Annotated in this window: 18 protein-coding genes; 9 read left to right on the top strand and 9 right to left on the bottom strand. The window is 57.3% G+C overall.

Annotated elements, in window-relative coordinates; all coding sequences use genetic code 11:
- From hisD to NTD86_RS19910, 9 genes are all read right to left on the bottom strand, one after another.
- A complete protein-coding gene (gene hisD, locus NTD86_RS19950; RefSeq protein WP_262204752.1) occupies positions 1–1,329 on the bottom strand; it encodes a histidinol dehydrogenase in 1,329 nt (442 codons plus the stop codon).
- Positions 1,330–1,493: 164 nt separating this feature from the next.
- Entirely contained in the window at positions 1,494–2,129 is a 636-nt protein-coding gene (gene hisG, locus NTD86_RS19945) for an ATP phosphoribosyltransferase (protein WP_262204750.1), read from the bottom strand.
- Positions 2,130–2,310: 181 nt separating this feature from the next.
- Positions 2,311–3,576, bottom strand: coding sequence for a UDP-N-acetylglucosamine 1-carboxyvinyltransferase (gene murA / locus NTD86_RS19940; RefSeq protein WP_262204747.1), 1,266 nt, complete (start codon positions 3,574–3,576; stop codon positions 2,311–2,313).
- Positions 3,577–3,598: 22 nt separating this feature from the next.
- Positions 3,599–3,838 (bottom strand): BolA family protein, encoded by a 240-nt coding sequence (locus tag NTD86_RS19935; protein WP_262204744.1) that lies wholly within the window; start codon positions 3,836–3,838, stop codon positions 3,599–3,601.
- A gap of 114 nt (positions 3,839–3,952) precedes the next feature.
- On the bottom strand, positions 3,953–4,258 hold the full coding sequence (locus NTD86_RS19930; protein ID WP_262204742.1) for a lipid asymmetry maintenance protein MlaB: 306 nt from the start codon (positions 4,256–4,258) through the stop codon (positions 3,953–3,955).
- Positions 4,255–4,905, bottom strand: a complete 651-nt coding sequence (locus tag NTD86_RS19925; protein WP_262204740.1) for a phospholipid-binding protein MlaC — start codon at positions 4,903–4,905, stop codon at positions 4,255–4,257. The genes NTD86_RS19930 and NTD86_RS19925 overlap by 4 nt, the downstream gene beginning before the upstream one ends.
- 11 nt (positions 4,906–4,916) lie before the next feature.
- Positions 4,917–5,384 carry an outer membrane lipid asymmetry maintenance protein MlaD gene (gene mlaD, locus NTD86_RS19920; protein ID WP_262204739.1) on the bottom strand — a complete coding sequence of 156 codons (468 nt, stop codon included), beginning with the start codon at positions 5,382–5,384 and terminating at the stop codon, positions 4,917–4,919.
- A complete protein-coding gene (mlaE, locus tag NTD86_RS19915; RefSeq protein ID WP_262204738.1) occupies positions 5,384–6,181 on the bottom strand; it encodes a lipid asymmetry maintenance ABC transporter permease subunit MlaE in 798 nt (265 codons plus the stop codon). The genes mlaD and mlaE overlap by 1 nt, the downstream gene beginning before the upstream one ends.
- Positions 6,181–6,990, bottom strand: coding sequence for an ATP-binding cassette domain-containing protein (locus tag NTD86_RS19910; RefSeq protein ID WP_262204736.1), 810 nt, complete (start codon positions 6,988–6,990; stop codon positions 6,181–6,183). The genes mlaE and NTD86_RS19910 overlap by 1 nt, the downstream gene beginning before the upstream one ends.
- A 293-nt stretch (positions 6,991–7,283) precedes the next feature.
- On the opposite strand from NTD86_RS19910, the gene NTD86_RS19905 reads away from it, so the two are divergent.
- The 9 genes from NTD86_RS19905 (at position 7,284) to rapZ (ending at position 14,083) form a co-directional block, all read left to right on the top strand.
- Complete coding sequence (locus tag NTD86_RS19905; RefSeq protein ID WP_262204735.1) at positions 7,284–8,258, top strand: KpsF/GutQ family sugar-phosphate isomerase; 975 nt, start codon at positions 7,284–7,286, stop codon at positions 8,256–8,258.
- Positions 8,258–8,782 (top strand): KdsC family phosphatase, encoded by a 525-nt coding sequence (locus NTD86_RS19900; RefSeq protein ID WP_262204734.1) that lies wholly within the window; start codon positions 8,258–8,260, stop codon positions 8,780–8,782. Before NTD86_RS19905 ends, NTD86_RS19900 begins: the two co-directional genes overlap by 1 nt.
- A gap of 8 nt (positions 8,783–8,790) precedes the next feature.
- Positions 8,791–9,363 carry an LPS export ABC transporter periplasmic protein LptC gene (lptC, locus tag NTD86_RS19895; RefSeq protein WP_262204732.1) on the top strand — a complete coding sequence of 191 codons (573 nt, stop codon included), beginning with the start codon at positions 8,791–8,793 and terminating at the stop codon, positions 9,361–9,363.
- Complete coding sequence (lptA, locus tag NTD86_RS19890) at positions 9,350–9,895, top strand: lipopolysaccharide transport periplasmic protein LptA (protein WP_262204730.1); 546 nt, start codon at positions 9,350–9,352, stop codon at positions 9,893–9,895. The genes lptC and lptA overlap by 14 nt, the downstream gene beginning before the upstream one ends.
- Positions 9,895–10,620: an LPS export ABC transporter ATP-binding protein gene (lptB, locus tag NTD86_RS19885; protein WP_262204728.1), complete on the top strand. Its 726-nt coding sequence runs from the start codon at positions 9,895–9,897 to the stop codon at positions 10,618–10,620. Before lptA ends, lptB begins: the two co-directional genes overlap by 1 nt.
- A gap of 245 nt (positions 10,621–10,865) precedes the next feature.
- Positions 10,866–12,362: an RNA polymerase factor sigma-54 gene (locus NTD86_RS19880; protein WP_262204727.1), complete on the top strand. Its 1,497-nt coding sequence runs from the start codon at positions 10,866–10,868 to the stop codon at positions 12,360–12,362.
- Positions 12,363–12,437: 75 nt separating this feature from the next.
- Positions 12,438–12,746 carry a ribosome hibernation-promoting factor, HPF/YfiA family gene (hpf, locus tag NTD86_RS19875; RefSeq protein WP_262204725.1) on the top strand — a complete coding sequence of 103 codons (309 nt, stop codon included), beginning with the start codon at positions 12,438–12,440 and terminating at the stop codon, positions 12,744–12,746.
- A 12-nt stretch (positions 12,747–12,758) separates the two neighbouring features.
- Positions 12,759–13,223: a PTS IIA-like nitrogen regulatory protein PtsN gene (ptsN, locus tag NTD86_RS19870; RefSeq protein WP_262204724.1), complete on the top strand. Its 465-nt coding sequence runs from the start codon at positions 12,759–12,761 to the stop codon at positions 13,221–13,223.
- Between the two features lie 2 nt (positions 13,224–13,225).
- The gene (rapZ, locus tag NTD86_RS19865) at positions 13,226–14,083 is read left to right on the top strand and encodes an RNase adapter RapZ (protein ID WP_262204723.1); all 858 of its coding nucleotides are present in this window, start codon (positions 13,226–13,228) and stop codon (positions 14,081–14,083) included.
- Positions 14,084–14,090: the final 7 nt, after the last annotated feature.

Below are 14,090 nucleotides of genomic sequence, written 5' to 3'. Positions count from 1 at the left end.
TTATTGCCCCTGTTCGGTGTCGGCGATGATCCGGTATTCAGCACTGCGGGCGTGACCGGTCAACGACTCGCCACGGGCCAGGATCGAAGCGGTTTTACCCAGATCGGAAGCGCCCTGCTCCGAACAAAAGATGATCGACGAGCGCTTCTGGAAATCGTACACACCCAACGGCGACGAGAAACGCGCAGTGCCCGACGTCGGCAAGACGTGGTTGGGGCCTGCGCAGTAATCGCCCAAGGCTTCGGACGTGTGACGGCCCATGAAAATTGCGCCAGCGTGACGGATCTGCGGCAACCAGGCTTGCGGATCAGCGACCGACAACTCCAGGTGCTCTGGGGCGATACGGTTGGCGACGTCGATGGCTTGCTGCATGTCATTCACCAGAATCAGCGCCCCCCGACCGTTGATCGAGGTGTTGATGATCTCGGCACGCTCCATGGTCGGCAGCAGCTTGGCAATGCTGGCAGCGACTTTGTCGAGGAACTCGGCATCCGGGCTGACCAGAATCGCTTGCGCGTCTTCGTCGTGCTCTGCCTGGGAGAACAGGTCCATGGCGATCCAGTCCGGATCAGTCTGACCGTCGCAGACCACGAGGATTTCCGAAGGCCCAGCGATCATGTCGATGCCCACTTGGCCAAACACATGACGCTTGGCGGTGGCCACATAGATGTTGCCCGGACCAACCACTTTGTCGACTTGCGGCACGCTTTCGGTGCCGTAGGCCAGCGCTGCGACCGCTTGCGCCCCACCGATGGTGAACACTCGGTCGACTCCGGCGATGCAGGCCGCGGCCAATACCAGTTCATTGATTTCGCCGCGCGGTGTTGGCACTACCATCACCACCTCACCGACGCCTGCCACTTTAGCGGGAATGGCGTTCATCAATACCGAAGATGGGTACGACGCTTTGCCGCCCGGCACGTACAAGCCGGCGCGATCCAGTGGTGTGACCTTTTGCCCCAGCACGGTGCCGTCGGCTTCGGTATAGCTCCAGGAGTCCTGTTTCTGTTTCTCGTGGTAGCTGCGCACGCGCTGGGCGGCTTTTTCCAGCGCTTCACGTTGAGGCGCGGTGATACGGGTCAAGGCCAGTTCCAGGCGCTCGCGCGGCAGAATCAGGTCAGCCATTGCATTGACGTTGAGGCCATCAAAACGCTGAGTGAACTCAACCAGTGCCGCATCGCCACGTTCACGCACGGCTTTGATGATGTCGAGTACCCGCTGGTTGACCGAGTCGTCAGACACACTTTCCCAGCTCAGCAGATGATCCAGATGCTGCGCGAAGTCCGGATCAGCAGCGTTGAGTCGGCGAATTGCAGTGGGAGCGGTCATAGCGAGGGCCTCGGTAATTGGCGAATGCTTAGATTTTAGGATGTTGCACAGCTCAGGCACCGCAAGACTACCAAGCCATCCGCGCGGGTACCTGAGATTTCTGGCTATTACACGGATAGATGGGCGCGACTTAAAGACTCAGGGTCCAGGGTCGCGCAGGTGAGTCAGCCGCGGTGTCGTGACTCCACTGCTTTGCGCAGGGTGTCGATCAGGGCTTGAATGCGGGCGTGCTGCATTTTCATCGACGCTTTGTTGACCACCAGGCGGGAGCTGATGGCGGCGATGAAGTCTTGAGGCTCAAGGCCGTTGGCGCGAAGGGTGTTGCCGGTGTCGACCACGTCGATGATCTTGTCAGCCAGACCGATCAGCGGCGCCAGTTCCATCGAGCCATAGAGCTTGATGATATCCACCTGACGGCCCTGCTCGGCGTAGTAACGCTTGGCGATATTGACGAACTTGGTGGCCACGCGCAGACGACCTTTGGGCTCTGCGGCACCCACAGCACCGGCAGTCATCAGCTTGCACTGGGCAATCTGGAGATCCAGTGGCTCGTAAAGGCCCTGGCCGCCGTATTCCATCAACACGTCTTTACCCGCGACACCGAGGTCGGCAGCGCCATGCTCGACATAGGTCGGCACATCGGTGGCACGAACGATCAGCAGGCGGACGTCTGCCTGGGTGGTCGGAATGATCAGCTTGCGGCTTTTGTCCGGATTCTCGGTCGGCACGATGCCAGCTTCGGCCAGAAGCGGCAGGGTGTCGTCAAGGATACGGCCCTTGGACAGTGCAATGGTCAACATGGGAAACGTAAGTCCTTATCAGGGTACTTATGCCCGCACGCAATCGGCGCCGGACATGCATCGAGCCTGATATCAGGCTCGACTTGAACGATTCAAGGCCAGGTAAGGTAACGCTTGCGAGCGCTTACGTCACCTGGCGGCTGGACACGATCCCTGTGCCCATGATGCCAAACACCAAAAACTAGCCCGGAACGCGGCGGATTTTGGCACCCAGCATTTGCAGTTTTTCTTCGATGCACTCATAGCCACGGTCAATGTGGTAGATGCGGTCGATCAGGGTGTCGCCTTCGGCAACCAGAGCCGAAATCACCAGGCTGGCCGACGCACGCAGGTCGGTGGCCATCACTGGCGCGCCCTTCAATGTTTCGGTACCGGTCACGATGGCGGTGTTGCCCTCAACCTGGATCTTGGCACCCATGCGGTGCAATTCGTACACGTGCATGAAGCGGTTTTCGAAGATCGTCTCGATCACTGCGCCGGTGCCTTCGGCAATGGCGTTGAGCGAGATGAACTGCGCCTGCATGTCAGTGGGGAACGCCGGGTATGGAGCCGTACGCACGTTGACCGCCTTCGGGCGCTTGCCGTGCATGTTCAGCTCGATCCAGTCTTCGCCGGTGGTGATCTCGGCGCCCGCTTCCTTGAGCTTTTCAAGAACCGCTTCAAGGATGGTCGGATCGGTGTCCTTGACCTTCACACGCCCGCCGGTGACAGCGGCTGCAACCAGGTAAGTACCGGTTTCGATACGGTCCGGCATCACACGGTAGGTCGCCGGGTGCAGACGCTCTACGCCATCAATGGTGATGGTGTCAGTGCCGGCGCCGCTGACCTTGGCGCCCATGGCGTTCAGGAAGTTGGCCAGGTCAACGACTTCAGGCTCACGCGCGGCGTTCTGCAGCACGCTACGGCCTTTGGCCAGTGCCGCAGCCATCATGATGTTTTCGGTGCCGGTCACACTGACGGTATCGAAGAAGAAGTTGGCGCCCTGCAGGCCGCCTTCTGGCGCCTTGGCCTTGATGTAGCCACCTTCCACGTCAATCACTGCGCCCATGGCTTCAAGGCCACGAATGTGCAGGTCAACAGGACGCGAGCCGATAGCGCAACCGCCTGGCAGTGCAACTTCGGCCTCACCGAAACGAGCAACCATCGGGCCCAATACTAGGATCGAAGCACGCATGGTTTTCACCAATTCGTACGGAGCGACCAGAGTTTTGATGGTGCGTGGGTCGATTTCGACCGACAGCTTTTCATCAATCACCGGTTCAATGCCCATGCGACCGAACAGCTCGATCATGGTGGTGATGTCATGCAAGTGCGGCAAGTTGCCGACCGTAACAGCGCCGTCGCACAGCAGGGTCGCAGCCAGAATCGGCAGAGCGGAGTTCTTCGCCCCGGAAATACGGATCTCGCCATCAAGACGAACGCCGCCGGTAATAATCAATTTATCCATAACAATCTCGACGCCAAGGGGCTCAGGTGCGCTCGGCCCAGGCCGCGCGGCTGAAGAATTTCATAGTCACCGCATGGATGCTGCCATCAACAATCCAAGGGTTCAAATGGGCATAGATGCTTTGTTGACGCTTGACCGGGCTCAAGGCCGACAGCTCGTCACTAATCACGTTCAGCTGAAAGTTGCAGCCTTCGCCCTCAACTTCTACCTGAGTTTCTGGCAGCTTTTCTTCAAGAAAGCGCTTAACTTCTACGGCCTGCATGCTCAACCTCAATCGGCGCCTAACGCGCGCGGGTCGGCCATCATACAAAAAAGCCCCGCGCCTGCGAACCCCATATAACAGGACTCTGACGGGGGGCTTTTGGGTAAGTGGCTATTAATGATGTGCCAGCAACTCGGTCAAGCCCGAAACATTTGCGATTTCGCGCATGTCTTCGGGCAGGCCGGTGATGCTCAATGGCTTGTTCAGGGCTTGTGCGTCACGGATATAGCACAGCAGCAGGGACAAACCGACGCTGCTGGATTTCGTGACCGCCGAGCAATCCACCACAAGGGCTTTGGCCAAGGCCTTTTTTATCAGCGCCTGGCCTTCCTTGCGCAAGCGAGGGCCGGTCTGATAATCGAGCACACCGCTCAGGCGCAGCTCACTTTCGCCAGCCAGGGTAATGGCGGCATTACTCATTTGTTCAACTGCTCATCGGTTTTTTCTTTGGCCTTGGCCACTTCGCCCGCCCAGCCATCGATGGTCTTGTCCAGATTGTTGCCGTTGCGCTGCATGGCGTCAGCGAACTGATCACGGAACAACTTGCCGATGTTGATGCCGTTGATGATCACGTTGCGTACCTTCCACTCGCCATTCACGTTGGTGAGGGTGTAGGAAACCGGGTAAACCGCGCCATTAGCGCCTCTGACAGTCATTGGTACAGACACATTGTCGCCGTTCGACTGTTGCTTGGCGTCACCGACCGTGATGCCTTCGTTCTTGAACTCGAGCAAGGCATTGCCATAGAACTGAATCAGGCTGCGCTTGAAGTTTTCCTGGAAGCGCTGCATCTGCGCCGGTGTGGCATTGCGCGAATACTTGACGGTCATGATGCTTCTGGAAACACCGTCAACGTCCACGACCGGGCCGACGATGTTGTTAAGCGCATCGTAAAACTCGGTCGGGCTGGCCTTGTACTTTTCTTTATTGGCAGACAAGTCAGCCAACAGTCGGGTTGTCGTATCGGTCACGATGTCATGGGGCGACTGCCCCGGGGCAGCGCTGGCCATCAAGGGCAAGGCAGCCGCCAACATTACCAGCAGGCCACGGCGCAAGAGAGAAATCATCTTAAGGCTCCTTATTTGGCTTCTTTGCTAACGGTATTCATCAGGAACTTCCCGATCAGGTCTTCAAGGACCAGTGATGATTGAGTGTCGTGAATGGTGCCACCATCCTTGAGCACGGAATCATCCCCGCCCACGCTAATACCGATGTACTTCTCGCCCAGCAACCCGGCGGTGAGAATAGACGCTGTCGAGTCGGTCGGCAGGTTATTCACATCCTTTTCCACTTGCAGGGTGACGCGGGCCGTGAAGTTGTCACGGTCCAGGTCAATCGCCGTCACCTTGCCGATGGTTACGCCAGCCATGGTGACTTTGGCACGCACCGTCAGACCGGCGATGTTGTCAAAGTAGGCATAGAGTTTGTAGGTGTCCGTGCTGGCAGTCGGCGACAGTCCACTGACCCGCAGGGCAAGTAACAGTAAAGCCAGGATGCCAGCCAGCAGGAACAGGCCGACACCGATTTCCATGGTGCGGTTTTGCATCAGAAATCTCCAAACATCAGGGCAGTCAAAATAAAGTCCAACCCGAGGACTGCCAGTGAGGCATACACCACGGTCTTGGTAGTGGCACGGCTGATCCCCTCTGATGTGGGCTCACAGTCATAACCTTGAAACACAGCAATCCAGGTCACTACAAAGGCAAATACGATGCTTTTGATGATCCCGTTAATCACGTCACCACTGAAGGTCACACTGTTCTGCATGTTGGCCCAGTAAGAACCGTCGTAGACGCCCAGCCAGTCGACTGCCACCCACGAACCGCCCCAGATCCCGACCACACTGAAGATCATCGCCAACACCGGCAGGGAAATGAACCCGGCCCACAGACGTGGCGCAATGATGTATTTGAGCGGGTCAACGCCAATCATTTCCAGACTGGAGAGTTGCTCGGTCGATTTCATGTTGCCGATTTCAGCGGTCAGGGCAGACCCGGCGCGCCCGGCGAACAGCAAGGCGGTCACCACAGGCCCCAACTCACGCAGCAGGGTCAAGGCAACCATTTGCCCGACGGCCTGCTCGGAACCATAGCTGGACAAGATACTGAAGCCCTGCAGGGCTAGCACCATGCCGATGAAAATGCCGGACACCACAATGATGACCAGCGACATGACGCCGACAGAGTGCAACTGTTTGACTAGCAGCCCAAACCCGCCGCCAATGCCGCCACGCCCCAGCAATGCATGAAACAGGAACAGGGTCGAACGCCCCAGGACCGAGACCATGTCGATCCCTGCCCGACCGAACAACCCGATTCGATCAATAATTGATTTTTTGGGCATCAACGCTTCCCCAGAAGATCGGTTCGGTAGTCCGACGCCGGAAAATGGAACGGAACCGGGCCATCCGGATCGCCGTTCATGAACTGACGAATACGCGGGTTATCCGCATTCATCAGTTCTTCAGGCGTGCCCTGCCCCAGCACCTGGCCATCACCGACGACGTATAGATAGTCGGAAATGCTCGCCGTTTCAGCCAGGTCGTGGGACACCACGATACTGGTGATGCCCAACGCGTCGTTCAACAGACGGATCAGGCGCACCAGAACCCCCATTGCAATAGGGTCCTGGCCCACAAAAGGCTCGTCATACATCAGGATCTGCGGGTCCATGGCAATCGCGCGGGCCAAGGCCACACGGCGCTTCATGCCGCCCGACAGTTCATCGGGCATCAGGTTGATTGCCCCACGCAGCCCCACCGCCTGCAACTTGAGCAGCACGATGTCGCGGATCATGTCCTCAGGCAACTGGGTGTGAACCCGCAGCGGAAACGCTACGTTTTCGAACACATCCAGATCGGTGAACAAAGCACCGCTCTGGAACAGCACGCCCATCTGCTTGCGCGCATCGAACAGATCGCTGCGCGACAGGGACGGAAGATTCTGGCCATTGACCCACACTTCACCACTGCTGGGACGCAGTTGCATGCCCATCAATCGTAAAAGGGTAGTCTTGCCGCAGCCGGACGGGCCCATGATTCCCGTGACCTTGCCACGCGGAATTCGAATATCGACATTATTGAAGATGCTGCGCGATCCGCGCTTGAAGGAAAGGCCCTTCAGCTCGACCGCGTAGGCGTTATCGGCGCTCATCTAAACTCCTTGCGATGCAGCTTCTGCCTCTCACCCGGACACCAAGCCTCTGATTAGGAAGCTCGCGCTCCCTGAGCGGGCCGAACTGGCGGCGAACTATAGCACTGCTAATACAGACCGCCCAAGACCGAAGGAGTGCCCGCTCAGGTTCTAGACAGCTAATTAATGCCAAATTAACCGCAGTCCTGACACTCACTTGTAACCTGGTGCAACAAAGCATCACGATCAAGCGTGAGGGAATTGTGCATAACCGCTATAATCGTCGCCTTTTCTCAGGCTACCCGACTTCAAACATGAGCCAATCCAGCGACCTGATTCAATCTGCCCACCGTACCATCCGTCTTGAGCTGGAAGCCGTTGAAGGCTTGCTGGCCCATATTGACGCGGATTTCGTACGCGCTTGCGAGATGATTCTGGCTAGTAAAGGCCGGGTTGTCGTGGTCGGCATGGGCAAATCCGGGCATGTCGGCAATAAAATTGCCGCCACCCTGGCCAGCACCGGCACCACGGCCTTCTTTGTTCATCCCGCCGAAGCCAGCCATGGCGACATGGGGATGATTACCAGCGACGACATCATTCTCGCCCTGTCCAACTCTGGCACAACGGCTGAAATCGTTACCCTGCTGCCGTTGATCAAGCGTTTGGGGATCAAGCTGATCAGCGTGACCGGCAACCCCAACTCGACGCTGGCAAAGGCCGCTGAGGTGAATCTCAACGTGCACGTCGCCCATGAAGCCTGCCCGCTGAACCTGGCACCCACCTCCTCCACCACGGCCGCGCTGGTCATGGGTGATGCGCTGGCGGTGGCACTGCTGGAAGCGCGCGGCTTTACTGCAGAAGATTTTGCGTTTTCGCATCCAGGCGGCGCACTGGGTCGTCGCCTGCTGCTGAAAATCGACAACGTGATGCACTCCGGTGATGAACTGCCCAAAGTCCTGCGTGGCACCCTGCTCAAGGATGCCCTGATGGAAATGACCCGCAAGGGGCTTGGCATGACCGTTATCGTAGAAGAAGACGGCCGCCTGGCCGGGATCTTCACCGACGGTGACTTGCGCCGTACGCTGGATCGCGAAATCGACATCCGCAATGCCACCATCGACTCGGTGATGACACCACATGGCAAGACTGCCAAGGCCGACATGCTAGCGGCAGAAGCCCTGAAAATCATGGAAGACCACAAGATCGGCGCGCTGGTGGTGGTCGACCAGGACGACCACCCGGTGGGCGCCCTGAACATGCACGACTTGCTGCGCGCAGGAGTAATGTAATGACCAGCGATCTCCTTGAACGTGGCAAAGGCATCAAACTCGCGGTTTTTGACGTGGACGGGGTTTTGACCGACGGTCGTCTGTACTTCCTCGAAGACGGCAGTGAGTTCAAGACTTTCAACACCCTTGATGGCCAGGGCATCAAGATGCTCATGGCCGCCGGCGTGCAAACCGCCATTATCAGTGGTCGCAAGACACCTGTGGTCGAGCGCCGCGCACAAAACCTGGGCATCCCGCACCTTTATCAGGGGCGCGAAGATAAATTGGTAGTATTGGACGAGCTTCTCGGCCAACTCGGCCTAAGCTATGAGCAGGTCGCCTATTTAGGCGATGACCTGCCAGACCTGCCGGTGATACGCCGGGTTGGTCTGGGTATGGCGGTTGCAAACGCTGCCGGCTTTGTTCGCGAGCACGCCCACGGCACCACCCAGGCACGCGGTGGTGAAGGGGCCGCCCGCGAGTTTTGTGAGCTCATCCTGCGCGCTCAAGGGCGCCTGGATGCCGCCCTCGCCGCCTATCTATAGAGCGTTTTATGCTGAGTAAAAAGATTCGCAACATTCTGTTATTCACAGTCATTGCCGCGCTTTTCGCGGCCGTTGGCTACTGGAATATCAGCCCAGAGCGTTTTCTCGACACGCCCGCTGCGCCTGTCGACGAAACCGCTATCGACTATTACGCAATCAATGCCCACAGCTTGCAGTTCCTGCCTGACGGCAAACTGCAATATGAGCTGACATCAGACAAGGTCGAACATTTGCAGGCTTCCGAAGTCACATTATTGACCAAGCCCGACATGCTGATTTTCCGCGGCACGCCTTTCCCGTGGCATGTCCAGAGCGATCACGGTGAGGTCAACCCGGACGGCACGCAGGTCGAACTCATCGACTCCGTGCGTGTGGCGCGTACCGATGACAAAAACCGCACTACGATTATCACTACGACTCGTATGACTGTATTCCCGCAGAAGGAATATGCGCAGACCGACCGAGACGTTAGAATCGACGGGGCCGGTGGTGTGACGACTGGCAAGGGCATGAAAGCATATTTGAAAGACGGCAGGATGGACCTGCTGTCCAACGTAAGAGGACAGTATGAGTCTCGTTAAAACCCTCCCTTTATTGCTCAGCCTGGGCGCAGCACTGGGAAGCGCGAGCGCCTGGGCTCTGCCGGATGACAACAAGCAGCCTATCCGCATCCAGGCAGACGAAGCCCAATTGGATGACAAACAAGGCGTTGCGACTTACAAGGGCGATGTGATCATCACCCAGGGGTCCATGAAAATTACTGGCAACACCGTCACCCTTACCCGCACTGCATCGGGCGATATTGACGTGGTGACCTCAGTTGGCAACCTGGCCTATTTTGAACAGCTACAAAAACTGGGCGATCCCAAGCCGGTCCAGGCCTACGCCGTAACGATTCAATACCATGCGCCGCAAAACCGCATCGTGCTGATCGACAAGGCCAAAGTCATCAATGAAGGCAACACGACCGAAGGCGAGAAAATCGTCTACGACACCGTGAAACAGGTCGCCAATGCTGGCCGGGCTAATGGCACCAATGTTACTGCGCCTCGCCCACGCATTGACATGGTGATCCAGCCAAAGAGTAAAACCGACCAGCAGAAGGCCCAGTAATGGCAACCCTGAAAGCCCAGCATCTGGCTAAAAGCTACAAGAGTCGCCAAGTGGTACGCGATGTGAGCCTGTCGATCGACAGCGGGCAGATCGTCGGCTTGCTCGGCCCCAACGGCGCGGGCAAAACCACCTGTTTCTATATGATCGTTGGTCTGGTCCAAGCCGATCAGGGCCGTGTGCTGATCGACGACCTGGACGTCAGCCACCAGCCTATGCACGGCCGCGCGCGAGCGGGCATCGGTTACCTGCCACAAGAAGCGTCGATTTTCCGCAAGCTATCGGTGGCCGACAACATCATGGCGATTCTTGAAACGCGCAAGGAACTCGACAAGGCGGGTCGCCGCAAGGAGCTGGAAGGCCTGCTGCAGGAATTCCACATCAACCATATCCGCGACAGCCTCGGCATGAGCCTGTCGGGCGGTGAACGTCGCCGGGTTGAAATTGCCCGGGCGCTGGCGACCAACCCGAAGTTCATCCTGCTCGATGAACCCTTTGCGGGCGTCGACCCCATCTCCGTGGGCGACATCAAGCAAATCATTCATCACCTCAAGGCCAAGGGCATTGGCGTGCTGATCACCGACCACAACGTCCGTGAAACGCTCGACATTTGCGAAACAGCCTACATCGTTAACGACGGGCAACTGATCGCTGAAGGTGATGCTGAAACGATTCTTGCCAATGAACTGGTACGCGAAGTGTACCTGGGTCACGAGTTCCGCCTGTAACGCCCGTTGCAGCGCGTCCGACCAAAGCAGGCTTGCCTTGCGATCTTTTGTTCGCTAAAAAAGATCGCAGGGCAAATCTTCCCTCTCTGTTACAAGTCCAGTTCCAGACAACTACGTTTTTATTACCATTGCGCTCTAGGCAAACGCACCGCTTTCAGGCATATAATTTGCTTATGTTTGGCGCTCACGCGCCCTGTAGTGGATGGCGCCATGCGCGCCGGCGAATAAGGTGTTAAGCCCCTGCCATGAAACCATCGCTAGTCTTGAGAATGGGCCAGCAGCTGACGATGACGCCTCAGCTGCAACAAGCCATCCGTCTGCTCCAACTGTCGACCCTGGACCTCCAGCAGGAAATCCAGGAGGCCCTGGAGTCCAACCCGATGCTCGAACGCCAGGAAGATGGCGATGACTTCGACAACTCGGACCCCTTGGCCGATAACATCGAGCAAAAAACCAACAGCGATCTTCAGGAGCCGTCCTTTCAACAGGAGTCCGCGCCCACCGTGGACAATCTGGATGAGGGCGAGTGGAACGAACGCATTCCTAACGAGCTGCCTGTCGACACCGCCTGGGAAGACATCTACCAGACCAGCGCCAGCAGCCTGCCCAGCAGCGATGATGACGAGTGGGACTTCACCACCCGCACCTCTGCTGGCGAGAGCCTGCAAAGCCACCTGTTGTGGCAATTGAACCTGGCACCAATGTCTGACACGGATCGCCTGATCGCCGTAACACTCATCGACTGCATCAACAATCAGGGCTATCTCGACGAAACACTCGAGGAGATCCTGGAAGCATTCGATCCAGAACTGGACATCGAGCTCGACGAGATTGAAGCCGTCCTGCACCGCATCCAGCAATTCGAGCCAGCCGGTATTGGCGCGCGCAACCTGGGCGAGTGCTTGCTGTTGCAACTGCGTCAACTGCCCGCCAAGACGCCGTGGATAAACGAAGCCAAACGTCTGGTCACCGATTACATCGACCTGCTCGGTGCACGCGACTATAGCCAGCTGATGCGCCGCATGAAGCTCAAGGAAGACGAGCTGCGCCAGGTCATCGAGCTGGTCCAAAGCCTGAACCCGCGCCCGGGCTCGCAGATCGAGTCCAGCGAAGCCGAGTACGTCGTGCCTGACGTTATCGTGCGCAAGGATAACGACCGCTGGCTGGTCGAGCTCAACCAGGAGTCAGTCCCGCGCCTGCGCGTCAACCCGCAATATGCCGGGTTCGTGCGCCGTGCCGACACCAGTGCCGACAACACCTTCATGCGCAACCAGTTGCAGGAAGCCCGCTGGTTCATCAAAAGCCTGCAGAGCCGCAATGAAACACTGATGAAAGTGGCGACGCAAATCGTCGAGCACCAACGTGGTTTCCTGGAGTATGGCGACGAGGCGATGAAACCGCTGGTTCTGCACGACATTGCAGAAGCGGTCGGCATGCACGAATCAACCATTTCACGCGTCACCACGCAAAAATTCATGCATACCCCGCGCGGTATTTATGAATTGAAGTACTTTTTCTCCAGCCACGTCAGCACCTCGGAAGGCGGTGAATGCTCGTCCACCGCGATCCGCGCGATCATCAAAAAACTGGTCGCAGCTGAAAATCAGAAAAAGCCGTTGAGTGACAGCAAGATCGCTGGTTTACTGGAGGCACAAGGCATTCAGGTGGCCCGTCGCACTGTCGCCAAGTACCGCGAATCCCTTGGGATTGCGCCTTCGAGCGAACGTAAGCGGTTGATGTAAGAACGGGTCACGGCGTTTCAGTGGCAGGCGCTTCGGCCTGTCACCTTATGCAATGGCAACAGAAGGAGAAACTGTATGCAAGTCAACATCAGTGGACAACATCTGGAAGTCACCCAACCGCTGCGTGAATCGATCAATGACAAACTCGCACGTCTGGAACGTCACTACGACAAAATCACCAACGTGCAGGTGATCCTCTCTGTTGAAAAGCATCAGCAGAAAATCGAAGCCACCCTCAATATTCCCGGCGGAGAAGTTGTCGGCAATGCGGTCAATGAAGACATGTACGCCGCTATCGACAGCCTCTACGAGAAGCTTGATCGCCAACTGAAAAAGCATAAGGAAAAGACTCAAAGCCTGCTCCAGGGCGCAACGGGTCGTTAATACTCCATCACCATGATTCGACTTGAAAATATCCTGACCCCCGGCCGTTCCCTGGTGAACGCGCCGGGTGGCAGTAAGAAGCGTGCACTCGAACAGATTGCCAACCTGATCAGCCGCGAAGTGCCTGAGCTGGATGGGCAGAAAGTGTTTGAAGCGTTGATCGCCCGCGAAAAACTGGGCTCCACCGGTTTTGGTAACGGTATCGCCATACCTCATTGCCGTCTGGCTGGCTGCGAGTCGCCCATCAGCGCCTTGCTGCACTTGGACGCTCCCATAGATTTCGACGCCATCGATGGCGCACCCGTCGACCTTTTGTTCGTTTTGCTGGTGCCTCAAGAGGCTACTGATGCGCACCTGGAGCTGCTCCGGCAGATCGCCAGCATGCTCGATCGCAAAGACGTGCGTGAGAAATTGCGCAACGCAACCAGCAACGAAGCGTTGTATCAGGTTGTTCTGGACGTACAGAACGGTCACTAATCATGCGCTTAGTTATTGTCAGCGGACGCTCCGGCTCCGGAAAAAGCACAGCCCTTGCGGTACTCGAAGACAACGGCTTTTATTGCATCGACAACCTGCCGGCCGGCCTGCTGCCTGAGCTGGCCGAACGTGCATTGATCCACACGGAATTACCGCAACCGCTGGTCGCCGTATCCATTGATGCGCGAAACCTGCCGAGCCACTTGTCACGCTTTCCGCAGTTGCTAGAAGAAGTGCGCAGCCGCCACATCCAGTGCGATGTTCTGTATCTGGATGCCGACGAAGAAACCCTACTCAAGCGCTTCTCGGAAACCCGTCGTCGCCACCCTCTGAGCAGTGAAAGTCGTTCGCTGGCAGAAGCCATTCGTGATGAAACGCACCTGCTCGGCCCGATTGCCGATCTCGCCGACCTGACGATTAACACCACCAATCTGAACCTGTATCAGCTTCGCGACACGATCAAGTTGCGCCTGCTGAACAAGCCAGAGCCCGGTACTGCGTTTTTGATTGAGTCGTTTGGCTTCAAGCGCGGAATGCCGGTAGATGCCGATCTGGTGTTTGACGTGCGCTGCCTGCCCAACCCGTATTGGAAACCCGAACTGCGCGAGCAATCGGGTCTTGACCAACCCGTAGCTGATTACCTCGCCTCACAGCCGGATGTTGAAGAGATGTTCCAGGATATCTCCAGCTACCTGCTTAAGTGGCTACCCCGCTTCGCCGCCAGTAATCGTGCCTATGTCACCATCGCTATTGGCTGCACAGGCGGCCATCACCGCTCGGTGTACCTGACCGAGCGCCTTGGCAAATGCCTGCAAGAAACTCTTAAAAACGTCCAGGTTCGCCACCGCGACCTGACTTGAAAGGACC

Source organism: Pseudomonas sp. 7P_10.2_Bac1 (assembly GCF_025465935.1).
In the GTDB taxonomy this organism is placed as follows: domain Bacteria; phylum Pseudomonadota; class Gammaproteobacteria; order Pseudomonadales; family Pseudomonadaceae; genus Aquipseudomonas.
The sequence above is the reverse complement of the archived record's forward strand: the minus strand, read 5'-3'. Positions and strand labels throughout refer to the sequence as shown.